Annotated in this window: 22 protein-coding genes; 15 read left to right on the top strand and 7 right to left on the bottom strand. The window is 64.2% G+C overall.

What is annotated here, in order from left to right:
• Positions 1 to 161: 161 nt before the first annotated feature.
• The 5 genes from ACYVHK_RS23260 to mutY all read left to right on the top strand — a co-directional run bounded on the left by ACYVHK_RS23260 (position 162) and on the right by mutY (position 5,992).
• Positions 162 to 1,763, top strand: a complete 1,602-nt coding sequence (locus ACYVHK_RS23260) for an ABC transporter substrate-binding protein (protein ID WP_460537172.1) — start codon at positions 162 to 164, stop codon at positions 1,761 to 1,763.
• Between the two features lie 88 nt (positions 1,764 to 1,851).
• Positions 1,852 to 3,432: an ABC transporter substrate-binding protein gene (locus tag ACYVHK_RS23255; RefSeq protein ID WP_460537170.1), complete on the top strand. Its 1,581-nt coding sequence runs from the start codon at positions 1,852 to 1,854 to the stop codon at positions 3,430 to 3,432.
• Positions 3,433 to 3,658: 226 nt separating this feature from the next.
• Positions 3,659 to 4,354 (top strand): riboflavin synthase, encoded by a 696-nt coding sequence (locus ACYVHK_RS23250; protein ID WP_460537168.1) that lies wholly within the window; start codon positions 3,659 to 3,661, stop codon positions 4,352 to 4,354.
• A 14-nt stretch (positions 4,355 to 4,368) separates the two neighbouring features.
• Complete coding sequence (locus ACYVHK_RS23245) at positions 4,369 to 4,821, top strand: VOC family protein (RefSeq protein WP_460537737.1); 453 nt, start codon at positions 4,369 to 4,371, stop codon at positions 4,819 to 4,821.
• Positions 4,805 to 5,992 carry an A/G-specific adenine glycosylase gene (gene mutY, locus ACYVHK_RS23240; RefSeq protein ID WP_460537166.1) on the top strand — a complete coding sequence of 396 codons (1,188 nt, stop codon included), beginning with the start codon at positions 4,805 to 4,807 and terminating at the stop codon, positions 5,990 to 5,992. The genes ACYVHK_RS23245 and mutY overlap by 17 nt, the downstream gene beginning before the upstream one ends.
• Before the next feature lie 6 nt (positions 5,993 to 5,998).
• Here the strand turns inward: mutY and ACYVHK_RS23235 are convergent, their stop codons facing one another.
• The 3 genes from ACYVHK_RS23235 to ACYVHK_RS23225 are packed head-to-tail and all read right to left on the bottom strand — an operon-like array spanning position 5,999 to position 8,309.
• Positions 5,999 to 7,222, bottom strand: coding sequence for a beta-ketoacyl-[acyl-carrier-protein] synthase family protein (locus ACYVHK_RS23235; protein WP_460537164.1), 1,224 nt, complete (start codon positions 7,220 to 7,222; stop codon positions 5,999 to 6,001).
• The gene (locus ACYVHK_RS23230) at positions 7,219 to 7,464 is read right to left on the bottom strand and encodes an acyl carrier protein (RefSeq protein ID WP_460537162.1); all 246 of its coding nucleotides are present in this window, start codon (positions 7,462 to 7,464) and stop codon (positions 7,219 to 7,221) included. The genes ACYVHK_RS23235 and ACYVHK_RS23230 overlap by 4 nt, the downstream gene beginning before the upstream one ends.
• Positions 7,449 to 8,309, bottom strand: a complete 861-nt coding sequence (locus ACYVHK_RS23225) for an alpha/beta hydrolase (protein ID WP_460537160.1) — start codon at positions 8,307 to 8,309, stop codon at positions 7,449 to 7,451. The genes ACYVHK_RS23230 and ACYVHK_RS23225 overlap by 16 nt, the downstream gene beginning before the upstream one ends.
• Positions 8,310 to 8,382: 73 nt before the next feature.
• Here ACYVHK_RS23225 and ACYVHK_RS23220 point away from each other — a divergent pair, with 73 nt between their 5' ends.
• Both ACYVHK_RS23220 and ACYVHK_RS23215 read left to right on the top strand, forming a co-directional pair.
• A complete protein-coding gene (locus ACYVHK_RS23220) occupies positions 8,383 to 9,051 on the top strand; it encodes a response regulator transcription factor family protein (protein ID WP_460537157.1) in 669 nt (222 codons plus the stop codon).
• Entirely contained in the window at positions 9,041 to 10,420 is a 1,380-nt protein-coding gene (locus ACYVHK_RS23215) for a sensor histidine kinase (RefSeq protein WP_460537155.1), read from the top strand. The genes ACYVHK_RS23220 and ACYVHK_RS23215 overlap by 11 nt, the downstream gene beginning before the upstream one ends.
• 10 nt (positions 10,421 to 10,430) lie before the next feature.
• Here the strand turns inward: ACYVHK_RS23215 and ACYVHK_RS23210 are convergent, their stop codons facing one another.
• Positions 10,431 to 11,291, bottom strand: a complete 861-nt coding sequence (locus ACYVHK_RS23210; protein WP_460537153.1) for a GNAT family N-acetyltransferase — start codon at positions 11,289 to 11,291, stop codon at positions 10,431 to 10,433.
• Between the two features lie 41 nt (positions 11,292 to 11,332).
• Positions 11,333 to 11,929, bottom strand: a complete 597-nt coding sequence (locus tag ACYVHK_RS23205; RefSeq protein WP_460537150.1) for a DUF2087 domain-containing protein — start codon at positions 11,927 to 11,929, stop codon at positions 11,333 to 11,335.
• Between the two features lie 281 nt (positions 11,930 to 12,210).
• Between ACYVHK_RS23205 and ACYVHK_RS23200 the strand changes: the two genes are divergently transcribed.
• Both ACYVHK_RS23200 and ACYVHK_RS23195 read left to right on the top strand, forming a co-directional pair.
• Entirely contained in the window at positions 12,211 to 12,810 is a 600-nt protein-coding gene (locus tag ACYVHK_RS23200; RefSeq protein ID WP_460537147.1) for a hypothetical protein, read from the top strand.
• A 47-nt stretch (positions 12,811 to 12,857) separates the two neighbouring features.
• Positions 12,858 to 15,083 (top strand): TonB-dependent receptor plug domain-containing protein, encoded by a 2,226-nt coding sequence (locus ACYVHK_RS23195; RefSeq protein WP_460537145.1) that lies wholly within the window; start codon positions 12,858 to 12,860, stop codon positions 15,081 to 15,083.
• Positions 15,084 to 15,156: 73 nt separating this feature from the next.
• Here ACYVHK_RS23195 and ACYVHK_RS23190 read toward each other — a convergent pair whose 3' ends face one another.
• Positions 15,157 to 17,214, bottom strand: coding sequence for a S46 family peptidase (locus tag ACYVHK_RS23190; protein WP_460537143.1), 2,058 nt, complete (start codon positions 17,212 to 17,214; stop codon positions 15,157 to 15,159).
• Between the two features lie 117 nt (positions 17,215 to 17,331).
• Positions 17,332 to 18,720, bottom strand: a complete 1,389-nt coding sequence (locus tag ACYVHK_RS23185) for an aminopeptidase P family protein (RefSeq protein WP_460537141.1) — start codon at positions 18,718 to 18,720, stop codon at positions 17,332 to 17,334.
• Between the two features lie 227 nt (positions 18,721 to 18,947).
• Between ACYVHK_RS23185 and argJ the strand changes: the two genes are divergently transcribed.
• The 6 genes from argJ to ACYVHK_RS23155 form a co-directional block, all read left to right on the top strand.
• Positions 18,948 to 20,171, top strand: a complete 1,224-nt coding sequence (argJ, locus tag ACYVHK_RS23180) for a bifunctional ornithine acetyltransferase/N-acetylglutamate synthase (protein ID WP_460537139.1) — start codon at positions 18,948 to 18,950, stop codon at positions 20,169 to 20,171.
• A 13-nt stretch (positions 20,172 to 20,184) separates the two neighbouring features.
• Entirely contained in the window at positions 20,185 to 20,481 is a 297-nt protein-coding gene (locus ACYVHK_RS23175) for a hypothetical protein (RefSeq protein WP_460537136.1), read from the top strand.
• A 27-nt stretch (positions 20,482 to 20,508) separates the two neighbouring features.
• The gene (locus ACYVHK_RS23170) at positions 20,509 to 21,357 is read left to right on the top strand and encodes an ATP-binding protein (RefSeq protein WP_460537134.1); all 849 of its coding nucleotides are present in this window, start codon (positions 20,509 to 20,511) and stop codon (positions 21,355 to 21,357) included.
• Between the two features lie 62 nt (positions 21,358 to 21,419).
• Positions 21,420 to 22,361, top strand: coding sequence for a Nudix family hydrolase (locus tag ACYVHK_RS23165; protein WP_460537132.1), 942 nt, complete (start codon positions 21,420 to 21,422; stop codon positions 22,359 to 22,361).
• Positions 22,358 to 22,777, top strand: a complete 420-nt coding sequence (locus ACYVHK_RS23160) for a hypothetical protein (RefSeq protein WP_460537130.1) — start codon at positions 22,358 to 22,360, stop codon at positions 22,775 to 22,777. Before ACYVHK_RS23165 ends, ACYVHK_RS23160 begins: the two co-directional genes overlap by 4 nt.
• Positions 22,778 to 22,900: 123 nt before the next feature.
• Positions 22,901 to 23,747: cache domain-containing protein (locus ACYVHK_RS23155; RefSeq protein ID WP_460537129.1), on the top strand; the 847-nt coding region annotated here is incomplete at its 3' end.

Raw genomic sequence — 23,747 nt, 5'->3', positions numbered from 1 at the left:
TGCACTGGCGGCTGGACTATATTCCTGCTGCATTTGTGCGCGGGGCTGTCAGCCACTTGCAACAAGGCTTGTGGCCGGCTGTCATCGTGGCGTGCGACTGTGTTACCGTTTTGCGCGAGACGTTACACCCGTCATTGTTTTGCACAACTCAACCCACGAGGATGAACTCCATGAAGCGTCTGACCGTGCTGTCCTTCGCGCTTGCTGCCGGCTTTGCCGCGGCCCAGGCCTCCGCAGCGACCACCCTGAAATACTGCTCCGAAGGCAGCCCGGCCGGCTTCGATCCCGGCCAGTACCAGGCCGGCACCGACTTTGATGCCTCGGCCGAGACGGTGTTCAACCGCCTGGTGGAGTTCGAGCGTGGTGCCACCAAGGTGATCCCGGGTCTGGCCGAGAAGTGGGATATCAGCGCCGATGGCCTGAGCTATACCTTCCACCTGCGCAAGGGTGTGAAGTTCCACAGCAACGAGAGCTTCAAGCCCAGCCGTGAATTCAACGCCGACGATGTGCTGTTCACGTTCGAGCGCATGCTGAGCAAGGAGCAGCCTTTCCGCAAGGTCTACCCGAGCGAATTCCCCTACTTCACCGATATGGGCCTCGACACCAATATCGCCAAGGTGGAGAAGCTGGACCCGCAGACCGTGAAGTTCACGCTGAAGAATGTCGACGCCTCCTTCCTGGCTGACCTCGCCATGTCGTTTGCGTCCATCCATTCGGCCGAATACGCCGACAGCCTGCTGAAGGCGGGCAAGGCCTCGCAGATCAATATCGCGCCTATCGGTACCGGCCCCTTCGTGTTCAAGAGCTACCAGAAGGACGCGATCATCCGCTTCTCGGCCAACAAGGATTACTGGAAGAAGGGTGAGGTCAAGATCGACAACCTGCTGTTCGCGATCACGACCGATAGCGCCGTGCGTGCCCAGAAGCTGAAGGCCGGCGAGTGCGATATCGCCTTCCAGCCCAAGCCGGCCGACGTGGTCGTGCTGAAGCAGGACCCGAAGGTCACCGTGCTGAGCCAGCCTGGCTTCAACGTGGGCTGGGTGTCCTACAACGTCAAGCACAAGCCTTTCGATAACGTCGCGGTGCGCCGTGCGCTCGATATGGCCATCAACAAGAAGGCCATCATCGAGGCCGTCTACCAGGGTTCCGGTGTGCCGGCCGTCGCGCCGATGCCGCCGTCGCAGTGGTCCTACAACAAGAACCTCAAGGATGCCGCCTACAACGTGGAAGCCGCCAAGGCTGCGCTAGCCAAGGCCGGGTTCCCGAATGGCTTCGAGACCACGCTGTGGGCCATGCCGGTACAGCGTCCCTACAACCCCAATGCCAAGCTGATGGCCGAGATGATCCAGTCCGACTGGGCCAAGATCGGCGTCAAGGCCAAGATCACCACCTTCGAGTGGGGCGAGTACCTGAAGCGCGCCAAGGCCGGGGAATCCGATGCCGGCATGTTCGGCTGGACCGGTGACAATGGGGATCCGGACAACTGGCTCGGTACCAACCTGGGTTGCGATGCCGTTGGTGGCGCCAACTATGCCCAGTGGTGCGACAAGGAGTTCGACAAGCTGATCGTCGACGGCAAGCGTACCTCCGACGTCAAGAAGCGTACCGCCCTGTATGAAAAGGCCCAGGAAGTATTCAAGCGCGAGCTGCCCTGGACCACCATCGCCCACTCGGTCGTGAATGTGCCGGTGAGCAAGAAGGTGGATGGCTTCAAGATCAGCCCCTTCGGCCTGATGTCGTTCTACGGCGTATCGCTGAAGTAAGCGACAGCGCGATGTAAAGGGACAGGGCAACCTGTCCCTTTTTCATGTTTGGCCGCGGCTGCGGCGCAGGTAGATCAAGGATAGCGCGATGAGATTGCACGGGATTTCGTTGTTGGCATTGGCCCTGATGGCCGCCGCCCAGGCCAAGCCGCTGGTTTATTGCTCGGAAGCCGCGCCGGAAGGCTTCGATGGCGGCATGTTCACGGCATCGGCCACCCACGACGCCTCGTCCGAGGCGATCTACAACCGCCTGGTGGAGTTTGAGCCCGGCACGACCAAGGTCATACCTGCCCTGGCGGAACGCTGGGATATCAGCAAGGACGGCCTGGAGTACACCTTCCATCTGCGTCGTGGCGTGAAGTTCCATACCACGGAGTGGTTCAAGCCTAGCCGGGATTTCAATGCCGACGACGTGCTGTGGACTTTCCAGCGCATGATCGACGCCAAGCACCCGGGCAACAAGGCGAGCCCGCAGGGCTGGCCATATGCCAGCGATATGGGCTTCCCCACCCTGATCAAGCAGATCGACAAGATCGACCCCTACACCGTGAAGTTCACCCTGAGCCAGCCGGAGGCACCCTTCCTGGCCGATCTGGGCATGGGCTTCACCGACGTGGTATCGGCCGAGTATGCGACGCAGCTCGACAAGGCCGGCCGCGCCTACGACATCAACCTCAAGCCAGTGGGCACCGGCCCCTTTGTATTCAAGCGCTACGACAAGGGAGCGCAGATCCGTTACGAGGCCAATCCGAGCTATTGGCGCGGCAAGCAGCTCAGCGACAAGCTGATCTTCGCCATCACCCAGGACGGCGCGGTACGGACGCAGAAGCTCAAGGGTGGCGAGTGCAATGTCATGGTCTACCCGAACCCGGCCGACATCCCCGGCCTCAAGGCCGATCCCAAGCTGACGGTACTGCAGACCCCGGCACTGTTGCTGACCTATGTGGCCTACAACGCCCAGAAACCGCAGCTCAAGGACAAGCGCGTGCGACAGGCGCTGTCGCTGGCGATCGACAAGAAATCCATCATCAACGCCGTCTGGCAGGGCAATGCGGCGCCCGCCCATCTGCCCTTGCCGTCGCGGATATGGGGTTACAACAAGTCCATTCCGGCCTACAGCACGGATATCGAGAAGGCGAAGAAGCTGCTCAAGGAGGCCGGCGTGCCCAATGGCTTCGAACTCAACATCATGGTGCGCAGCGGCAGCAGCGGTTCTAATCCCAATCCCAAGCTGACGGCCGAGATGCTGCAAAGCGACTGGCGTAAGATCGGCATCAACGCCAAGGTCACGGTGCTGGAATGGGTCGAGCTGCAGAAACGCACCAAGGCCGGCGAGCATGATGTGACCGTGTATGGCTGGGCCGGTGACAACGGCGACCCGGATAATTTCCTGACGCCCAACCTCAGTTGCTCTTCGGTCGAGAGCGGGGAAGGCCGGGCGCGCTGGTGCAACAAGGAGTTCGACAAGCTGCTGGACCAGGCCAAGCGTACGACCGATATCGCGGCCCGGACCAAGCTGTATGAACAGGCCCAGAAGATATTCATTGAGGAAATGCCGTGGGCGACGCTGGCCGAGCCGCTCAGTACGGTTGCCTTCCAGAAGAGCGTCACCGGCTATGTGCCGAGCCCCTTCACCAACAACAATTTCGAAGGGGTGGGGATCAAGTAGCCGGACGGTCCACCACGATGATGGACAGCCCGCGGGCTGTCCATTTTTCATGGGCCGGGCTGTAAATGCCGTGGTTTCGTCCCCATGTGCGGTGAATGCGCCGCAGCGTAGTGCCTGCAACAAACCCTGATGTCCGGCACGCTCGCGTAAAATACCGAACAGACCCCCTCGGGCTTGGCGCTTACCGTGCTGCCAGGCTCGCTACTTTGTCGAGATGGGAAATCACATGTTTACTGGAATCGTGTCTGGCCGCGCTGTCGTTGCCGACCTGATCAAGCAGCCGGGCCTGGTCTCGGTCCTGTTGCGGCTGCCCGATGGCATGACCGAGGGCCTGGAGATCGGTGCGAGCGTGGCGGTGGAGGGCGTTTGCCTGACCGTGACGGAACTGCAGCCCGAAGCGACGGCCTTCGATGTGATGCTGGCGACGCTGGATATCACCACCCTGGGCAAGCTCGAGGTGGGCAGCTCGGTCAATGTCGAACGCTCGGCGCGTGAAGGTGCGGAGATCGGCGGGCATATCCTGTCGGGCCATGTGGATTGCACTGCCGAGATCGCCGACATCACGCTGCCGGAGAACAACAAGGTCATCACCTTCCAGCTGGCGCCGCAGTACATGCGCTATGTCTTTGCCAAGGGTTTCATTGCCATCGACGGCGCCAGCCTGACCGTGGCAGCGGTGGACAAGCAGCGCAATACCTTCGACGTCTGGCTGATCCCGGAAACCCGTCGCGTGACCACGCTGGAAGCCAAGCGCATCGGCGACCGGGTCAATATCGAGATCGAGCGTGCCACGCAGGTGACGGTCGATACCATCTACCGCTTCCTCGAAGAGCGGCTGGGTCATGTACTGCCGCAGCTTGAATCGCTGCTGGTCTCGGACCTGACCGGCAAGCCGGTACTGCCGGCGCAGCCGCAGGATTAAGCCGGGCCGTGCCGATGCCCAAGGAACCCAGCCTGCTGCCGCGCCTGAGCTTTATCACGCTGGGCGTGGCCGACCTGGCACGTGCCCAGCGCTTCTATTGCGAGGTACTGGGCTGGCCGCTGTCGCCCAAGAGCCAGGTAGGTGTGGCGTTCTTTCAGCTCAATGGCTTTGTGCTGGCGCTCTATCCGGCCGAGGATCTTGCCCGGGATGCCGGGCTTGCCGGTGGCGTAGCGGGGCACGCGCGGGTCTCGCTGGCCTATAACGTGGCCGAGCGGCACGAGGTGGATGCATTGCTGGCCGCGCTGGCGGCCAAGGGGGCGACCATTACCCGGCAGGCTGAAGATGCCGTGTGGGGCGGTCGTACCGGCTATTTTGCCGATCCCGATGGCTATGTCTGGGAGCTGGCCTGGAATCCGGGCGGGTATCTCGATGACGCCGGAAATTTCAATTTTGAAGCACCGCGCTGAATGGCCGGTCTTGTCGCTGGGTGGTTCGATGCGTGATGTTGCCCGGGCCGCGGTCTTGCCGTCGGCTGTCCTGGTTCCTGTTCATGATGGTCGGGGGCCTGCAGTGAGCCCGTTTGCCGAGCGCCTGGTGCGCTGGCAGCGTGCCCATGGTCGGCATGACCTGCCCTGGCAGGTGGCCGATCCGTATCGGGTCTGGTTGTCCGAGATCATGCTGCAGCAGACGCAGGTCGCGACTGTCATCCCCTATTACCAGCGCTTCACTGATTCCTTTCCGACCGTGGCGGCGCTCGCCGCCGCGCCGCTCGATGACGTGCTCGCCCACTGGGCCGGCCTGGGTTACTACACCCGGGCGCGTAATCTGCACAAGGCGGCTCGCCAGGTGGTCAGCGACTTCGATGGTGTTTTCCCGGCCAGTGCGGCCGGGATGGCGACCTTGCCCGGCATAGGCCGCTCCACGGCCGCCGCCATCGCCGGCTTCTGTTTTGCCGAGCGCACGCCCATCCTGGATGGCAATGTGAAGCGGGTCCTGACCCGCTGGGCCGGGATCACCGGCTTCCCAGGCGAGAAGAAGATCGAGAACCGGCTGTGGGAACTGGCGGAGGCTTTGCTGCCGGTGAGCGGGGAGGACATGCCTGCGTTTACCCAGGGCATCATGGACCTTGGTGCGAGCCTGTGTGCCCGCAGCAAGCCGCAGTGCGCTGCCTGCCCCCTGCGGGAGGATTGCCGGGCGCATATCGAAGGCCGTACCGCCGAGCTGCCGACCCGCAAGGCCAAGAAAGCCGTGCCGGAGCGCGAGACGGTGATGCTGCTGCTACAGCACGAAGGCCGCCTGTTGCTGGAAAAACGACCACCCAGCGGTATCTGGGGCGGGCTGTGGAGCTTGCCGGAAGCGGCAGGCAAAGCGGAAGCCACGGCGCTGGCCGGCGCCCGCTTTGGCTTGCAGGTGGCGACGGGGCCGACCTTGCCGGCGCTGGTGCATACCTTTACCCACTTTCGCCTGACCATCACCCCGCTGGTGCTGGACGTGACGGGCACGGTGCCCGTGGAGGCCGACGACGATAGCCGCTGGTTCAGCCGGGCCGAAGCGCTGAACGCCGGCATCCCGACGCCAGTACGCAAGCTGCTGCTGGCGAAGCCCGCGGCTCAGGCCAGCCTGTTTGACGAGGCCTGAGCGGGGTCAGGGCCTGGCGGTAAAGGCCAGCACGACGTTGCTGCCGCCGAAGGCGAAGGAATTGCTGATGGCAGCCTGCAAGGTGGGGGCGGCAATGCCGTGATCGCGGATCAAGGGTACGTTGCAGGCCGGGTCCGGTTCGTCGCAATGTGCCGTGGGCGGTAGCTGACCATGGTGCAGTGCCAGCACCGTGATTGCGGCTTCCAGCGCGCCGGCTGCGCCTAGCAGATGACCATGCATGGACTTGGTCGAACTGACCTTCAAACGACCCAGATCATTCCCCCATACCTGACGCAAGGCCGCACATTCGGCCGGGTCTCCGACCTGGGTGGCGGTGCCGTGCGCGTTGCAGTAGCCCACGTCTGCGGCTTGCAGGCCCGCGTCGAGCAGGGCGGCCTGCAGGGCGCGGACCTGGCCGTTGGGGTCCGGGCGAGTCAGGTGGCTGGCGTCGCAACTCATGCCATAGCCGCTGAGCTGGGCGTAGATGGTGGCACCGCGTGCCTGGGCGAGGTCCAGGCGTTCGAGGATCAGCACGGCGGCGCCTTCACCGAGCACCAAGCCGCTACGCGTACTTGAGAACGGCTTACAGGCGGTATGGGCTTGCTCGATGTCGGGCGTGGCCAGCGTCTGCATGCTCTGCCAGGCACGGATCACGCCCGGGACCAGCAGTGCCTCCGCACCGCCAGCGATGGCGATCTCGGTATCGCCATACTGGATGGCCCGGCAGGCCTCGCCGATGGCGGCGGCCGAGGAGGCGCAGGCCATGGCGTAGCTCATGACCTTGCCGTGGATGCTGTAGCGCATGGCGATATGGGCTGCGGGTGCATTGGTCATGCTGGCGACGACCGATAGCGGCGACACCCTGGGGCGGGCGGAGAAGTGGCCGGTATAGGCGCTCTCCAGTGCCTGGGCGCCCCCCATGCCACAACCCAGGTAGACGCTGGCGTCCGCCAACTGGCTGCCGGCGAGCCCGGCGTCCTGCAGCGCGAGATCACTGGCGGCGACGGCCAGTTGGCTGACGCGATCAACCCCCGAGAGCTGCAGCTTGTTGAACCAGGGGTCGGGAATGAAGTCGCAAAGACCGGCGGCGGTGGCGACGCCGTTGTCGAGGGCTGGGGGTAGCAATCGTATGCCGGACTGGCCCGCCAGTAACCATTCGAAAGCCTGACCGGGATCGTTGCCCAGGGGGCTGATCAGGCCGATGCCGGTGATCGCGACCGCGTGCTTCATACCAGGGCTGCCTCGCCGCGCAGTTGATCCACCAGCGCAGCCAGTGCCGCCAGGTTATCTACCTGTGCGTGTTCGTCCGAGATGCTGATGTCGAAGGTTTCTTCCACGCTGAAGAGCAGTTCCACCTGGCTCAGGGAGTCGAGGCCGAACTCGCTCAGTGCGCGCTCGGGCTGTAGTTCGGCGCGCTCGACGCCATATTTCTCGACGATCAGGTCCTGCAGGGTGGTCAGGGTTGCAGACATGGTTGGATTCCTTCCGGATAGAGATGGGTCGTGGTGTAGACGGCAGGCATGGCGGGCGCCGTGCTGCGCAGGAAATCGGCGATCTCGCGCTGGACGATATGGCGGTCGTTGTCGAGCGTGATCATGTGGTAGCTGTTCTCCAGCACCGTGAGGCGGGTGCGGACCGTCCCGAGCGCGTCGACCAGGTGATGGGCGCTACGCAGGCTGGTGACCTCGTCCTCGCGGGCATGCAGGATCAAAGCGGGGGTGCGCACCTGGCCCAGCGTGCGCTTGATGTGGGCGATCAGCTTTTCGGCTTCGTGGATGGCCCACAGCGGCAAGGTGGCTGCGCCGGCGGCAGACACCGCCTGCTTTTCCAGTTCCCGGGCGATCCATTTGCGGATCTGCGGGTTCTTCACCCCGTACGGCTCCCGCTCACGAGCACCTATCCAGCGCCGCAGGCCCGGCAGATAGCCCAGATGACGCAGCCGGCGCCAGCGCGACAGGCCCCAGCCGTCGTAGTACAGGGTGGGGGAGAGCAGCACCAGGTGGCTGACCTTCTCCGGTGATTCGGCCGCCAGCGCCAGCGCCAGCAGGGCTCCGATGCAGAGGCCGCCGACCGCCACCGGCGTGCCGTCCTGGCTGGCGGCATCGAGTTCCAGCCGGGCGGCAGCCAGCCAATCCTGCCAGCGATGCGGCTTGAGCTGGGGGGCATGGCTGTAGCCTGGCAGGGCCGGCGTGTGCACGGCGATGCCTTGCGCGGCCAGCGGGGCGCGCAGCGGCGAGAATTCGGCGGCGCTGCTGATCAGGCCGTGCAACAGCAGGCAAGGCTGGTTGGCAGGCCTTAAGGGCGACTTCAGGTACATGGGGTAAACCTGTGCGGCGGTGGTGAATTGCTCGCCATCTTAGGAAGCCAAGCTTAAAGAGGGCTGAAATACGATGCGTATCCTGCTGGTGGAAGACGACCCGGCCTTGCAGCGTGGCCTGGAACAGGCCATTACGGGCATGGGCTACCTGGTACAGGTGGTCAGCGACGGCCAACATGCCGATACCTTGCTGGCGGCCGAACAGTTCGACCTGGTCGTGCTCGACCTGGGTCTGCCCAAGCTCGATGGGCTGGAAGTGCTGCGGCGTCTGCGGGCTCGGCGGCGGCAGTTGCCGGTGCTGATCCTGAGCGCGCGTGATCGGCTCGAGGACCGGATCAACGGCCTCAATAGCGGTGCCGACGACTACCTGCCCAAGCCTTTCGACCTGGCTGAATTCGAAGCACGGGTGCGGGCGCTGTTGCGCCGGGGGCATGGCGCGGTGACCAGCCTGGGCCGCCTGGAATGGGATTGGGAGTCGCGCCAGGCCATGGTCGACGGTGCGGCCCTGTTCCTGTCGCCCAAGGATCTGATCCTGCTGGAATCCCTGCTGCAGCAAGCCGGCAAGGTCGTGAACAAGGAAAGCCTTGCTTGGCGCATGGGTGACGCGGACCTGGCGGCGGGTGAAAACATGGTGGAGGTCTATATCCACCGGATGCGGCGCAAGCTGGCGCCGGCGGGGCTGGGCATCCTGACCGTGCGCGGCGTGGGTTACCTGCTGCGCGAGGAAACCCATGGCGCTTGACCGCTCGCTGCGTCGTACCCTGACGACCCGGCTGGTGGCGGCGCTCAGCGTCATCGCGCTGGTGGGGGCGGCGGTGGGCTATGCCCTGGCCGAGCGCTATGCCAACCTGGCCTATGACCGGGCGCTGTTTGACCTGGCGACCAGCCTGGCGCAGCAGGTGGTATTGCGTGATGGCGTCGCTCACCTGGACCTGCCGGCCCCGGCCCAGCGCGTGTTGCTGACCGACCAGTTCGATCAGATCGTCTACCGCGTCACGGACCTGCAGACCGGCCATATCCTGGGGCAACACGAACTGCCCGCCCAACTGGCCATCGAGTTGCCGCAGGGGGCGCAGGTGCAGTACCGCGACGTGGATTCCCATGTCGGCCGCTTGCGGTTGATCCGTATCGCCCCCAGCCTGGGCAGTGGTGGGCGGGTACTGGTCGAGGTGGGCGAGACGCGCCACAAGCGCGACTCGCTGATCCGTGACGTACTGTTTGGCCTGATTGCGCTGATGGGGGTGCTGATGATCGTCAGCGTCGGCATGCTGTGGCGTGGCATTGCCAGCGGGCTGGCACCCCTGGCTGCGCTGGAAGCCGAGGCCGCCCGCCGCTCGCTGGAGAATCTTTCCCCGCTGGAGCCCGGCCTGGCCCCGCGCGAAGTGAGAGGCCTGATCCACGCGATCAATCTGCTGATGGCGCGGCTTGATGAAGCGATCGGCATGCAGCGGCGCTTTACCGCCAATGCTGCGCATCAGCTGCGTACGCCGCTGGCCGCCTTGCGACTGCAGGCGCAACTGGCACTCAAGGATGAGCGCATCGTCAGCGCCCACGCGGTATTGGGCGAGATAGAGCAGAGCGCGCTGCGCGCCAGCCACACCGCCGAACAACTGCTGTCGCTGGCGAGGGCCGAATCGGGCCTGGCGGTGGCGGCCAGCTACCAGCTGGTCGATCTGGCCGGACTGATGCGCAACACCACCGAACAGATGGTGCCGACGGCACTCGCCCGTCAGATCGACCTCGGCTATGAGGGCATGGAGGAGGCGCGTGGCATCAAGGGTAATGCCGGGTTGCTGCGGGAGATGCTCAGCAATCTGATTGACAACGCCTGCCGCTATTGCCCGCCAGGGAGCTGGGTGACGGTGGCGGTACATCCGGAGCCCGGTCGGCTGGTGATCAGCGTGAGCGACAACGGCCCGGGGATACCGGCGGCGTTACGCGAGCAGGTCTTCCTGCGGTTTTTCCGGGGTGACAATGTGCCGGCCGAAGGGGCGGGACTGGGATTGTCCATCGTCCGCGAGATCGCCGAGCGGCATGGCGGCGAGGTCCGCATCCTGGCGTCGGAGCAGGGGCAGGGCTGCCGGGTGCTGGTCAGCCTGCCCCTGTCCTGAGTGATGCTAGCTATAGATGGCGTTCATAGACCGTCCAGCTGGGCATGCGCTCGCTGAATCCCAGCTTTTCATGCAGGCGCATGGAGGCCCGGTTGGTGCTGGCGACCATGGCCCGCAATACCGCATGCCCCTGGGCGAGCAGGCTGGGACCGGCCCGACGGTAGAGGATGGCGGCGAGGTCATGACCCCGCCAGGCTTCGCAGACACCGACGGCATCAACCTCACCCTCGGTGATCAGCAGGAAGGCCTGGTACTCCCCGACGGGGTCGGCCAGCACGCAGCTCGATTGCCAATCTGCCTCTAGCCACTCCGCTTGCATGGTCGCGACATCCGGGACCGGTGCGTTCGGCACATGGGCGAAAGTCTCCGCATAGCAGGCCTGCATGCGTGACCAGTCGATCTGATCGACCGGCACGCTGTGCAGGCCTGCCGGCAGCCCGGATTGTCCGGCCAGGGGCAGGGCGATCTGCAGGTGCACGAAGTCGAACAGGCTGGTGAACCCGGCGGCTTCGAGCGCCTGTCGCTTGGCCTGCTCCGGCAGGCGGGCGCTGATGCGTAGCCGGCTTGCACCGGCATCCCGCGCTGCCTGCCGTACCGTGGCGATCAACAGGCTGGCGGCGCGGATATCGGTGGCCAGCAACGGCGAACCGTAGGCACAGCCGTCCTGCTCGACACCCAGCAGCACCCAGGCGGCATAACCCAGCGCCGTTTCACCCAGCCAGGCCGAGCAGGCCTGACGGCCGTGGCCGCGAGCGGCATCGGCCAGGGACAGCGGATCGCCGACCTCCCACTCGTAGCCGGCCTGCCGACGGCGGAGGGCACCCAGTGCCTCATCCTGGCTCGGGTCGTAAGGTTTCAGTTCAATCTGCATGGTGGTTCGCTCTGGACGTAGGGGGCAAAAGGCCATCGGCGTCATGCCGCGGCCTTGCCGAGGACGGTATGCACCAGTTCGGCAAGCGCAGGCGGCAGCGGCTGCTCGACCCGACGGTAGACGCGACCATCCAGGGTACGGGCGAGCAGCTTGTAGTTCACCAGCTCGCGCCGTAGCAGGACATGGTCGCCAAAGCTTTCGCCCTCGCGGATGTAGTCGTTGATCTCCCGCTCACTGAAATCGCGGCGGGCGGGGATGCGCGCCCACAGGGTCCAGAGTATGGGCAACTGCTCGGAGAACTTGCCGGGCCAGCGTTGCAGCCGGCCTTGCGCATCGAAATGGCGTAACAGCCGCTTGCTTTCCACCGGACCGAGTCGGGCTTCGGCGGCGCGCTGCGCGGCGTGATCCGGTTCGGTGAGCGTTGCATCGTCCGGTAGCGCGAGTGTCGTCGGACTGGCGGGGGCCGCCTCGACCTGATCGCGGAAGTGCTGGAAATTCTGATAGCCGACGGCGCGGGCCAGCATGTTCAGCATCTGCACATGGCCGGGCGGCGTGTCCTGATCCTGCCATTGCTTGCACAGGGAACGGGCGAGGATGGAGATATCGTCGGCGTGAAACGGGAATACGGGACGGGACATGGTCGAATCCTTGTCGTCGTGCCTACCGCATGGGTATGCCATGGTCGCCGTTGTGGCTTGGCACTCGAGGTTCGAGCCAAGCGGCGCAACACACGCAGGATGCGTGGGCGCTTTTTAATTGCCTGGCAGGTTTAGCGTGTCCCGGAGAGGGATGGCGACGCCTGGGTGAACTGCCGACCGTTACAAAGGATACGACGAGCTCCGTGGTTTTGTAAAACCCCGCCGGCTAGATTGGCGCCCGGCGTTAGGCCGACATAAGCAATCCAATCGGAGGAAATCCCATGTATTCATCACGGCATCTGCCCGTTCCGCCCAAGGTCTGGGCACTGTCCCTCTCGGCCTGCCTGCTCATGCCGACCTTGATTGCCGCCGAGCTGCCCAAGGGCTGGATGCTCGGCGGCCGCAAGGTCTCCCACTACCAGGCCGCGCTGGACACCAGGACGACGCTGTCGGGCCATGGCGCCGGTACGCTCTGGAACAACCAGGATCGCGGTGAAGGTTTTGGCAGCCTGCTGACCGCCTTCGATCCCGCGGATTACGCTGGAAAGCGCGTCCGCCTGAGTGGCTGGCTGCGCTATCGGAACGTGACCGGCTGGACCGGCTTGTGGATGCGGGCCGATAGCCCGGACAAGTTCGGCAGTGCCTTCTACAACAGCCAGGATTTGCATCTGCATGGCAGCCGTGACTGGACCGAGTACAGTGTGGTGCTTGACATACCGGCCCAGGCGGAGCGACTGACCTATGGGGTGCTGCTGGATGGGCAGGGCCAGGTCTGGCTGGACCGCATGCGTTTCGAGGTGGTCGACGAACAGGTGCCGGTCAGCGTGCAGGCGCCGGGCGAGGGTGAGAAGATGAGCCGCCAGCCGGCCCTGTTCCAATGAGCCGGGCGGTTGTTTGCATGCAACGCCTACGCTGCCGGATACGACGAATGACACACTATCGTGGCATGCTCGCGCGCTTTGCTTCGGTCCCCGCGCTTCCCATGCCTTCGATACTCCCCGTTTTACGCCCCAGCCAACTGGTGGTCCTGGTCGCCTGCGCCTTGCAGGCCTATGCCGATGAAGCCAAGCCGGCGCCCAAGCCCGCTGACGACAAGATCCAGATACAGGGCAGCCAGGCGACCGACGAACGACGTCTGTCGACCGCCTCCAAGGTGGTGGTGACCCGCGAGGAGATCGTGCGTTATGGCGACAGCACGCTGGCGGATGTGCTCAAGCGCCTGCCCGGCGTGACCATCGGCGGTACGCAGGGGCGTGGTGGCGAGATACGCATGCGTGGCCTGGGCAGTGGCTACACCCAGATCCTGCTCAATGGCGAGCCGGCGCCACCCGGCTTCTCGCTCGATTCGGTTTCACCCGAATTGATCGAGCGTATCGAGATCATGCGGGCCGCGACCGCCGAGTACAGCACCCAGGCGATCGCCGGTGGTATCAATATCGTACTCAAGAAGGCGGTGCAGACGGCCCAGCGCGAGATCAAGCTCAATCTTGCCGAGGAGAGTGATCGCTACTCGCCCAGCGTGAACGGCCAATGGTCGGACAGGGACGGCAACTTCTCCTACAGCCTCGCAGCCAACCTGATCATGAACCGGGCCGACCGGCCGTTGACCTCGGTGGATCGTGCCGATGACGGCCACGCGCCTACCTTGCTGCGCACGACCGACACGGTCCGCGACGATCACTACAACTCGCTCAATCTCTCGCCCCGCCTGAACTGGAAGTTCGGCGATGGCGATACGCTGACCTCGCAAAGCTTTGCCAGCGTCAACCAGTACAAGAGCTTCGTGACCGAGCGGGCCAGTACCGAGCTGGGTGGCCAGCCTGCCTATCCCAACAACGACATGCAGATCGACGTGCACTGGGAGATGGTGCGCAGCAACCTCAACTGGGTGCGCAAGATCGGCGAGGAAGGCAAGCTCGACCTGAAACTGGGGGCCAGCTACAACCAGCGCAGTTCGGACGTGCTGCTGGTGGGTTACAACGAAAAACTGCAGCAGGGGCTGAGCCGTACCGTGACCTCGGGGGCGACCGACAAGGGCTTTACCCTGGGTGGCAAGTACACCAGCCCGCTGATGACGGACCATGTACTGGCCCTGGGCTGGGATGGCGAGTACAGCGAGCGCGGTGAGGATCGTATCCAGCGCGACCATAATTTCGACGGCCGCCCCAGCGTCAACATCGACGAGGACTATGTCGCCAAGGTCAGCCGGCTGGCATTGTTTGCCCAGGATGAGTGGGCGGTGAACCCGCGCTGGTCGCTGTATGCCGGTCTGCGCTGGGAGGGGCTGGATACGCGGACGGATGGCAATGTGCTGGCCGCCATCCAGAACCGTTCCAGCGTCTTCAGCCCCCTGATGCAGGCGCTGTGGAAGATACCGGACACCAAGAATGACCAGTTGCGCTTTGGCCTGACCCGCACCTACAAGGCACCGAGTACCGGCAATCTGGTGCCGCGCCGCTATATCTCGGTCAACAATTCGCAGAATAGCCCGGACTACCAGGGCAACCCCGATCTCAAGCCGGAACTGGCCTGGGGGCTGGATCTGGGCTACGAGCACTACATGGCGGAAGGCGGCTTGCTGAGCGCCAGCGCCTTCGTGCGGCGTATTTCGGACGTGACCTTGCGCGACCTGTCGCTGGTCAACGGCCGCTGGACCAGCCAGCCGCTCAACAAGGGCAATGCCAATACCCGCGGTATCGAACTGGAGGCGAAGGTCCGGCTCAAGGCGCTGATGCCGACGGCGCCGGCGATCGACCTGCGCGCCAACCTGACCCGGGCCTGGTCCAGCGTGGACGAGGTGCCTGGCCCGAACAACCGGCTGGATTCGCAAACGCCGGTCAGTGCCAACCTGGGGCTGGACTACAAGCTCGAAGGGAAACCGCTCACGATCGGTGGCAACTTCAGCTTCCAGGGCGGTGGTTCGGTCCGCTTGTCCGAGACGCAGTACTCGTACAGCGGCGCCAAGCGGGTGCTGGACGGCTACGCACTATGGAAATTCGACCCCAAGATGCAGTTGCGGGTGTCGCTTTCGAACGTGCTGCACCAAGACAATATTGCCCAGACCGCCTATGCGGATGCCAATGGTCGCGTGATCGGCGATACGATCACCCCCAGCAGCACTGTGGTACGTGCGTCGCTGGAACTGAAGTTCTAGGCGATTGCTGATCTGCCCGTGTAATGAAAACGGCTGCCAATAGGCAGCCGTTTTTCTTGCCCTGCTGACGGGACTACTTGCCGCCACGCAACTCCTTGGCCAGTTCGGGCACGCCGTAGATACGCTCCAGGGCGTGCAGGATGGCGCGAGCGTCGACCGCCGTGGAACGCGCGGTGGCATCGCTGTAGGCAAAGCGACCAGCGAGCCCTTCCAGATTGCCGTCGAAGATCAGGCCGACCCAGTCACCGTCCTTGTTCAGGACCGGCGAACCGGAATTGCCGCCGATGATGTCGGCCGTGGTGACGAAGTTCAGCGGCAGTCTTGGATCGAGCTTGCTGCGCGCGACAGCGATCTTGCTGGCGAGCTGGAACGGTGGTTTGCCATCGAAGCTGTCGGACCGTGCCAGCAGGCCACCGAATGTGGTCTTCCAGGGCGTGGCAATGCCACCTGATTGGTAACCGGCCACCGTGCCATAGCTCAGGCGCAGCGTGGCGGTCGCGTCGGGCGGTAGGGCGCGGCCGCTCATGGTAAAGCGGGCCTGGCCCAGTTTCTCGGCCGCCTGCTTGCTGGGGGTGTCGATCTGGGTTTCCTGGTAGCGGATCAGTTCACGGCGCAAGGGATAGACCTTGCGGGCCAGCTGGATCAGCGGGTCGTCCGACGCCTCGATGGCGGCGATACCGCCACCCAGCAGCCGGACGCGCTCGTTCACGTCATCGAGCTTGCTGGTACGGATGGCGCGCTCGGCCGCGCTTTCCGGTGTTTCGTCGCCCAGTACGGTGCGGACGAAGGCATGCTGCTTGCCCAGCAGTTGTTCGGCTTCCAGGAAATACCCGGCCTGGATGGCGACTTGCAGGTCCTTGTAGAACGGTACCTTGGCCCGCAGGCGGCGTTCGATTTCGGGTAGGCCAGCACTACGGTAGGTGCTGAGCCGTTCGCTCTCCGGCAATTGCCGCTCATAGGCCTGCTCCACCAGGCTGCCGGCATAGTCAAACAGGGTGCGATAGCCATAGCCCAGTGCCCACAGTTCCTTGCCACGCGCAGCTTCACGGCGGCTGGCGGCTTCGGCATCCGCCCAGGGATCACCCGCCAGACCTTGCTGCTGGTAGGCGGCACGGAAGCGCGCCTCTTCCGCCTCCTTCCGGGTCATCTGGTCGGCATCGAGCAGGAAGGTCTGCTGGCCCAGGCTGGATTTCAGTCCGTTTTCCACCCCGAACAGCTTGTCCAATGCCTGTCGGGCCGCTTCCGGCGAGCGTTTTGCGTAGGCCTGCAGCAGCGCCTGCTGTCGCTTGAGGCTGGCGAGCTTGATCGGCAGCGTCACGTCGCGCACCGTACGCAACTGGGCCATGGTCAACAAGCGGTCGGTCGCGCCGGGGTGGCCGGCGACGAAAATCAGGTCGCCTTCTGCCACCGGTTTCCGGGCCAGCTTCAGGTAATGGGCGGGCTGTACCGGCCTGCCGTTCTCATAGACGCGCATCAGGGCAAAGTCGAGCGCGTAGCGGGGATAGACGAAGTTGTCGGCATCGCCGCCAAAGAATGCGGCCTGGTATTCCGGCGCAAACACGAGGCGCACATCATCCCACTCCTTGTAGCGATACAAGTGATAGAGCGAGCCCTTGTACAGCGGGATCACTTCGCAGCTCAAGCCGCTTTGTTGCTTGCAGTCTGCCTCCAGCCGGGCGATGACGGCCTTGCGGCTGGCGGTGACCGCGTCGCCACCCTTGCTGCTGGTGCTGGCCTTGCTCACGCGTTCGGTCACGTCTTCGCTGGAGACAAGGATGCGGGCATTGCTGCCGGGGCAGCGCAGCTCTTCCAAACGGTGGCGTGCCACATAACCATCCCGGATCAGGTCATGACCAGGGCTGGACAGTTTTTCGAGGCAGCCCAGCGCAACGTGGTGATTGGTCAGCAACAGGCCTTCGGCAGACACGAAGGAAGCGGATGCACCCAGGTTGACCGCCGATTGCTGGACCCGGCCCAGCCAGGCGGGGGTCAGCTCGAAGCCATAGCGCTTGCTCAATGGCTCGGCAGGCGGGTTGTCGAAGGTCCACATGCCTTCATCGGCATGGGCCAGCGGCAGCAGGCAGGAAAAAACGAGGGCACAGGCGCGCATTAGCGAAGTACGGCGAAGCATGGGGGTCAACACCTCGAATATTGTTGTTCTCTGGCAGGACCGGTGGCCGTGCCCGCAACCTGACCAAGGAGTCCGGGCGGGGCAGTCTAGCGGGGGGCCAAGCCGGCGGGCATTGCCTCAGGCACTGGCTTGGGCTTCAACCTCGGCGATGGTCTTGGGAATGGGCTTGCCCAGTACCCGCGCACCGTCGGCGGTGATGAGCACGTCGTCCTCGATGCGGATGCCACCGAAGTTGCGCAGCTTGTCGAAGGCGTCGTAGTTGATCAGGTGGTCGTGGCGCTTCTCGCTGGCCCAGCGGTCGATCAGGGCCGGGATGAAATAGGCACCGGGTTCGACCGTTACCACCCAGCCTTCGCGTAGTGGGCGACCCAGGCGTAGCGAACGGCGGCCGAAATCGGTGCTGCGCTCCACGCCCTCGCCATAGCCGACGCGGTTCTCGCCGAGCGCTTCCATATCGTGCACATCGAGGCCGATATGGTGGCCCAGGCCGTGCGGAAACAGCAGCGCGTAGGCGCCACCGTTGACGACGTCGATGGCCGGGCCCTTGAACAGTTCCAGTTCCTCCACGCCGTTGACCAGCACACGGGCGGCCAGGTCGTGGATTTCACGGTAGGGGACGCCGGGCTTCATGCTGTTGATGGCGGCCAGCTGCGCATCCAGTACCGCCTGGTAGACGATCTTCTGCGGTTCGCTGAAGCGTCCGGCAACGGGGATGGTGCGGGTGATGTCGCTGGCGTAGTGCAAGGGACTTTCGGCCCCGCTGTCGTTGACGACAAGGTCGCCGGCCTTCAGCGTGTAGCCATGGCCGTGATTGTGCAGGATGTGACCGTCGCGACTGAAGATGATGGGGTAGGCGAGCGAGCGTCCCTGACTGGCAGCAAGGCCTTCCATCAGGCCGACGATTTCCTGTTCGCGTACGCCCGGACGTGCCGAGCGCATGGCGAGCAGGTGCATGCGGTGCGCGACGTCGAGGGCGTTTTCCATCTGGGCGATCTCATCGTCCGACTTGACCGAGCGCAGATCGATGACGGCACGGGTCAGGCTGTCGGAGGCCGCGGCATCCACCGCGCTGGCATAGAGCGCCAGCAGCTCAGCCAGCCAGAGCCGGTGTTCGGCGCGGTACGGCGGCAGGAAATGGACCTGGCGGCCGGCGTCACGCGCGGTGGCCACCACGTGGGCAAGCTTCGCCATCGGCTGGGTCTGGCTGACCGCGACGGCCTGGGCCTGCTCGGCGAGGCTGGGCAGCGGGCCGGTCCAGACGATGCTGTCGATGCCGCCATCGTCGCCGAACAGGGTGGCGGTGTTGGCGTCGACGTCGATCAGGGCGGCAAGGCCCGGCAGGTCGAGGCCGAAGAAGTACAGAAAGCTCGAATCCTGGCGGAAGTGATAGATGTTGTCGGTGTAGTTCATCGGGCTGTCGGCATTGCCGAGCAGCAGGATGAGGCCGGAGCCGACCTGTTGGGCGAGGGCCTCGCGGCGGGCGCGGTAGGTATCGGGAGTGAACATGGGAAGCCTTGTTGGTGCCGGTAAAGATGGCTTGCATGATAACCCGTGGCCGGCCGCTGCCGGCAGGGGCGATGGGGTGGAATCTTTCGCTGCTGGCGAGGTCCGTATCGCCTTGTGCCAGCAGGGGGAAATTCCTGTCGCCAAAGGTCTTTGGATGAGACGGCTATCTGGTTACAATCCGCTTTTTTCGCACCGCAACATTTCGCTTCCCGATAAGGATTTACGTCATGCCCGTCAACCTGTCCGCCCCCGACCCCGCCTCCTTGTTTGCTGTGCCCGGCATTACGCTGGGTATCGGGTCGGCCGGTATCAAGAAACCTGGCCGCAAGGATGTGCTGGTGATGAAGCTGGCGGCGGGCAGTACGGTGGCGGGCGTGTTCACCAAAAACCGTTTCTGTGCGGCACCGGTGCAACTGTGCCGTGAACATCTGTCGGTCGCGGCGCCTGTGGCGCTGGTGGTCAATACCGGTAACGCCAATGCCGGCACCGGCCTGGATGGCCGTGAGCGCGCGCTGAAGGTCTGCGATGCCCTGGCGGCCCAACTGGGCGCACAGCGTGAGCAGATCCTGCCCTTCTCGACCGGCGTGATCCTTGAGCCGCTGCCGCACGAGAAGATCGTGGCTGCGCTGCCCGGGGCTGTCGCCAAGCTGGCACCAGCCAACTGGGCCGAGGCGGCCGAGGCGATCATGACCACCGACGTGGTCTCTAAGGCCGCCAGCAAGCAGGTCGTGATCGGCGGCAAGACCATCACAATTACCGGCATCGCCAAGGGCGCCGGCATGATCCACCCGAATATGGCGACCATGCTTGGCTACGTGGCCTTCGACGCCCGGTTGCCGCAGCCCTTGCTGCAAAGCCTGGTCAAGCATGCGGCGGACCGCTCCTTCAACTGCATCACCATCGATGGCGATACCTCGACCAACGACAGCTTCATGCTGATCGCGACCGGTGCGGCCGAGCTGGAAATCAGCAATGCGGCAAGCGCCGAGTACGACGCGCTGCGCACCGCCGTGACCGAGGTGTCGCAGACCCTGGCCCAAGCGATCGTCCGGGATGGCGAAGGCGCGACCAAGTTCATGACCGTGCAGGTCGAAGGTGGCCGCGACGAGACCGAGTGCAAAGCCGTGGGCTATGCGATCGGCCGCTCGCCGCTGGTGAAGACAGCCTTCTTTGCCTCCGATCCCAACCTGGGCCGCATCCTGGCTGCGATCGGCTACGCCGGCATCGACGATCTGGATGTCGACAAGCTCGACCTTTACCTTGATGACGTGCTGGTGGCGACCCAGGGTGGCCGTAACCCGGCGTACCGCGAGGAAGATGGCCAGCGGGTCATGAACAAGGCAGAAATCCTGATCCGGGTAGTGCTGAACCGTGGTCCGGTCACGGCCACGGTCTGGACCTGTGATTTCTCCTACGACTACGTGAAGATCAACGCGGATTACCGCAGCTGAGCGGGGTGATCAGATGGCTTTCTGGCAACGCAAGACCGATGCGGAAAAACTGATCCAGTGGCAGCAGCTCGAGCGGCGCGGCTTCGTGCTGTTCGTGCTCGATATTGGCCTGCTGCGCTGGGGCCTGCCCATGTGCGTGCTGTTCACGCTGGCGCCGGTACTGCTCAGCTTTCCGGTGCCGGCGACCTTGACCACCGACTTTGTATTCCGCAATGCCGCCATCTGGGGCTCGGCCGGGCTGTTCTATGGCGTGGCCATGTGGTTGGTCGGCAAGACCACGGCGCAGCGGCTTAAGCGCGGTCGTTCCTGATAGCGCTCACCTCGCAGGGAGTGATGCATGTTTGATTTTGCAAACCTGGTCGCCCGTCTGGAAAGCCTGCTGCCGCCCGTCGGGCAGGCGCCGGACTGGTCGGCCCCGGCGTTCCGCTGGCGCAAGAAGGTCGCGCTCGGTACCTCGGTCGGCTGGCTGGAGGCCATCCACCAGCCGCATCTGATCCGGCTCGAGGATATCCAGAATGTCGAACCGCAGAAGGCCGAGATCGATCGCAATACCCGGCAGTTCGTGGCTGGTCGCCTGGCCAACAATGTATTGCTGACCGGGGCGCGCGGCACGGGCAAGTCCTCGCTGATCAAGGCGGTGCTCAACGAGTATGCGGAGCAGGGCCTGCGCCTGCTGGAGGTGGACAAGGAAGACCTGTGCGACCTGCCCGATATCGTGGCGCAGATCGCCGGCCGGCCGGAGAAGTTCATCCTGTTCTGCGATGACCTGAGTTTCGAGGAAGGCGAAGGGGGCTACAAGGCGCTCAAGTCGGTGCTCGATGGCAGCGTGGCCGCCCGTTCGGCCAATGTGCTGATCTACGCGACCTCGAACCGCCGCCACCTGCTGCCCGAGTATTTTGACGAGAATGCCCGTACCCGCCATGTCGATGGCGAGATCCATCCGGCCGATGCGGTCGAGGAGAAGATCAGCCTGTCCGAGCGATTCGGGCTGTGGCTGAGTTTCTATCCGTTCAGCCAGGATGAGTACCTGCTGACGGTGCGGCATTGGCTGACCGAGTTTGGCGTCACGGCCTGGGACGAACCGATCGAACGTGCTGCGCTCAACTGGGCGCTGGGTCGGGGTTCGCGCTCGGGACGGGTCGCCTGGCAATTTGCCAAGGACTGGGCTGGGCGCACTCAGCCCTGAGTATCCATCACCGGCTTGCAATCAAGGTTGCGGGCTGTAGCGTCATTCGATAGCGAGCATCTGTGAGCGACATCAAGACTACCCATGTAGCCGCCGGCATCCTGATCCGGCCGGACGGCCAGTTCCTGCTGGGTTCCCGCCCCGAAGGCAAGCCCTACGCCGGCTGGTGGGAGTTCCCCGGCGGCAAGCTCGAGGCGGGCGAGACCCCGGCAGAGGCACTGAACCGCGAGCTGGAAGAGGAAATGGGGGTCACTGTCACGGCTTCCCAGCCCTGGCTGGTACAGGTCTTCACCTATCCACACGCCCACGTGCGGCTCAATTTTTTCAAGGTAACCGCCTGGCAAGGTGAGCCGCACCCGCATGAGGGGCAACAGTTTGCGTGGCAGATGCCGGGGGCGTTGACGGTAGACCCGGTGCTGCCGGCCAATACGCCCATACTGCGTGGCCTGCAACTGCCTGCCGAATTGGCGTTCTCCAATGTGGCCGAGCTGGGTGAGTCCGAATGGTTGGCGCGGCTGGATGTACGGCTGGCGCAGGGTTTGCGCTGGCTGGTGCTGCGCGAGCCGCAGCTTGATGCCACGGCTTATGCCCGCCTGGCGACGCTGGTCCGTTCACGGCTCAGCGCTCACGGTGCCCGCTTGCTGGTGCACGGTAGCGCAGAGCAGGTGGGCAGCTTGCCCGCAGATGGCCTGCATCTGCCGGCGCGTGAGCTGATGCGTACCGAAGTGCGGCCTGCCGGTTGGGTCGGTGCTTCGGTCCATAATGCAGAAGAACTGGCCCAGGCGGCCAGGCTGGAGCTGGACTACGCGGTGCTCGGCAATATCAAGCCTACGCTAAGCCACCCCGGCAGGTCGGGCCTGGGCTGGGCAGGGTTTTCTGCGCTGGTGGGGCAGGGCTGGCCATTCCCGGTCTACGGTATAGGCGGGCTGACGACAGCCGACCTTGCCGATGCCCGGATGGCCGGCGCGCAAGGCGTGGCCTTGCTCAGGGCTGCCTGGCAATGAAACCTGCCTGGGGTCTGCTGCTGGCGGTACTGGGCCTGGCGGCGTTGCTGGGTTTGGCGAACTGGTTGCGCAAGCCCGCCCAGCAGACGATGGTGCAGGTCAGTTGTAGCGATCTCACCGTGGCCTGCACGATTCCCCTGGCAGGACAAGCGCTGACTGTGCGCGCTGATCGACCTCCTTCGGGGCTGAAGCCGTTCCGGCTGGAGATCGCCGGGGGGGCGGTGCCGATGACCGCCCGCTTTGGCATGGTGGGCATGGACATGGGCCCGATTGCCATACCACTGCAACCTGCTGGCGAGGGCCAACTGGCGGCATTGGTTGTGCTGCCACTCTGCGTGCAGGGACGTCGTGACTGGCGTTTGTGGCTGGAAAGCCCAAAGGGCACGATCGCGGTGAATTTTACCGCCAGTAGCTGATCTCTCCTCCTCATTTCGGGCGTTTTGACGGCGCCTCTTCCTGAATGCCGCGTTCTTGCTTGCTCGTCGGTCTATAAAGACTGCTTAATGGCAGGGCATAAAAACAGGATGGAGGCGGTAGCCATGAAGCAGATGAGCATGCGCAGCAAATTGCTGTCATTGGTGTTGATTGCCCTGGTGGGCTTGCTGGTGGTGGCCACGACGGCACTGAGCAGCCAGCGGTCGACCCTGATGGAAGACCGGCAGCAGAAGACCCGCAACCTGATCGAGGTGGCGCACGGTGTGATCGTGTCCAACCATGCGCTGGAAGTAAGCGGCAAGTTGAGCCGCGCCGATGCCCAGGCCCGTGCCAAGGAACAGATCCAGGCGTTGCGCTACGACAAGAGCGAGTATTTTTGGATCAATGACATGACGCCGGTCATGCTCATGCACCCGATCAAACCCGAACTGAACGGCAAAAACCTGACCGAGAACAAGGACCCGGCCGGCAAGCACCTGTTTGTCGAGTTCGTGAAGGTGGTGCAAGCCAAGGGCGAGGGTTTTGTGGACTACCTCTGGCCCAAGCCCGGTGCCGACAAACCGGTCCCCAAACTGTCCTATGTGAAGGGCTTCGAGCCCTGGGGCTGGATCGTCGGTAGTGGCATCTATCTCGACGATGTGGACGCTGCCTTCTGGCGCAACAGCATCACCTTGCTCACAGTCGTGGCGATCACGCTGGTGGTGATGTTGCTGGTAGGCCTCAAGCTCGCCGGTGACCTGATCCGTCAGTTGGGGGGCGAGCCGGCCTACACCGTGGACGTGGTGCAGCGCATTGCGGCCGGCCATCTCGATACCCAGATCGTGATGAAATCCTCCGACCATAACAGCCTGCTAAATCGTATCAACGAGATGCAGACGCAGCTGCGGGAGTTGATCCGGCAGATCCGCGAGAGCGCCGACAGCATCGGCGAGATGGCGGAGACGGTCTCCT

The organism is Chitinimonas naiadis, from assembly GCF_054780835.1.
The sequence above is the reverse complement of the archived record's forward strand: the minus strand, read 5'-3'. Positions and strand labels throughout refer to the sequence as shown.

Coding starts and splice junctions, on each gene's coding strand:
- ACYVHK_RS23255 (WP_460537170.1), top strand. CDS start 1,852: ATGAGATTGCACGGGATTTCGTTGTTGGCATTGGCCCTGATGGCCGCC.
- ACYVHK_RS23175 (WP_460537136.1), top strand. CDS start 20,185: ATGGCTTTCTGGCAACGCAAGACCGATGCGGAAAAACTGATCCAGTGG.
- ACYVHK_RS23210 (WP_460537153.1), bottom strand. CDS start 11,291: ATGCAGATTGAACTGAAACCTTACGACCCGAGCCAGGATGAGGCACTG.
- ACYVHK_RS23190 (WP_460537143.1), bottom strand. CDS start 17,214: ATGCTTCGCCGTACTTCGCTAATGCGCGCCTGTGCCCTCGTTTTTTCC.
- ACYVHK_RS23185 (WP_460537141.1), bottom strand. CDS start 18,720: ATGTTCACTCCCGATACCTACCGCGCCCGCCGCGAGGCCCTCGCCCAA.
- ACYVHK_RS23160 (WP_460537130.1), top strand. CDS start 22,358: ATGAAACCTGCCTGGGGTCTGCTGCTGGCGGTACTGGGCCTGGCGGCG.
- ACYVHK_RS23220 (WP_460537157.1), top strand. CDS start 8,383: ATGCGTATCCTGCTGGTGGAAGACGACCCGGCCTTGCAGCGTGGCCTG.
- ACYVHK_RS23195 (WP_460537145.1), top strand. CDS start 12,858: ATGACACACTATCGTGGCATGCTCGCGCGCTTTGCTTCGGTCCCCGCG.
- ACYVHK_RS23200 (WP_460537147.1), top strand. CDS start 12,211: ATGTATTCATCACGGCATCTGCCCGTTCCGCCCAAGGTCTGGGCACTG.
- ACYVHK_RS23260 (WP_460537172.1), top strand. CDS start 162: ATGAACTCCATGAAGCGTCTGACCGTGCTGTCCTTCGCGCTTGCTGCC.
- ACYVHK_RS23230 (WP_460537162.1), bottom strand. CDS start 7,464: ATGTCTGCAACCCTGACCACCCTGCAGGACCTGATCGTCGAGAAATAT.
- ACYVHK_RS23215 (WP_460537155.1), top strand. CDS start 9,041: ATGGCGCTTGACCGCTCGCTGCGTCGTACCCTGACGACCCGGCTGGTG.
- argJ (WP_460537139.1), top strand. CDS start 18,948: ATGCCCGTCAACCTGTCCGCCCCCGACCCCGCCTCCTTGTTTGCTGTG.
- ACYVHK_RS23205 (WP_460537150.1), bottom strand. CDS start 11,929: ATGTCCCGTCCCGTATTCCCGTTTCACGCCGACGATATCTCCATCCTC.
- ACYVHK_RS23235 (WP_460537164.1), bottom strand. CDS start 7,222: ATGAAGCACGCGGTCGCGATCACCGGCATCGGCCTGATCAGCCCCCTG.
- ACYVHK_RS23170 (WP_460537134.1), top strand. CDS start 20,509: ATGTTTGATTTTGCAAACCTGGTCGCCCGTCTGGAAAGCCTGCTGCCG.
- ACYVHK_RS23250 (WP_460537168.1), top strand. CDS start 3,659: ATGTTTACTGGAATCGTGTCTGGCCGCGCTGTCGTTGCCGACCTGATC.
- ACYVHK_RS23245 (WP_460537737.1), top strand. CDS start 4,369: ATGCCCAAGGAACCCAGCCTGCTGCCGCGCCTGAGCTTTATCACGCTG.
- ACYVHK_RS23225 (WP_460537160.1), bottom strand. CDS start 8,309: ATGTACCTGAAGTCGCCCTTAAGGCCTGCCAACCAGCCTTGCCTGCTG.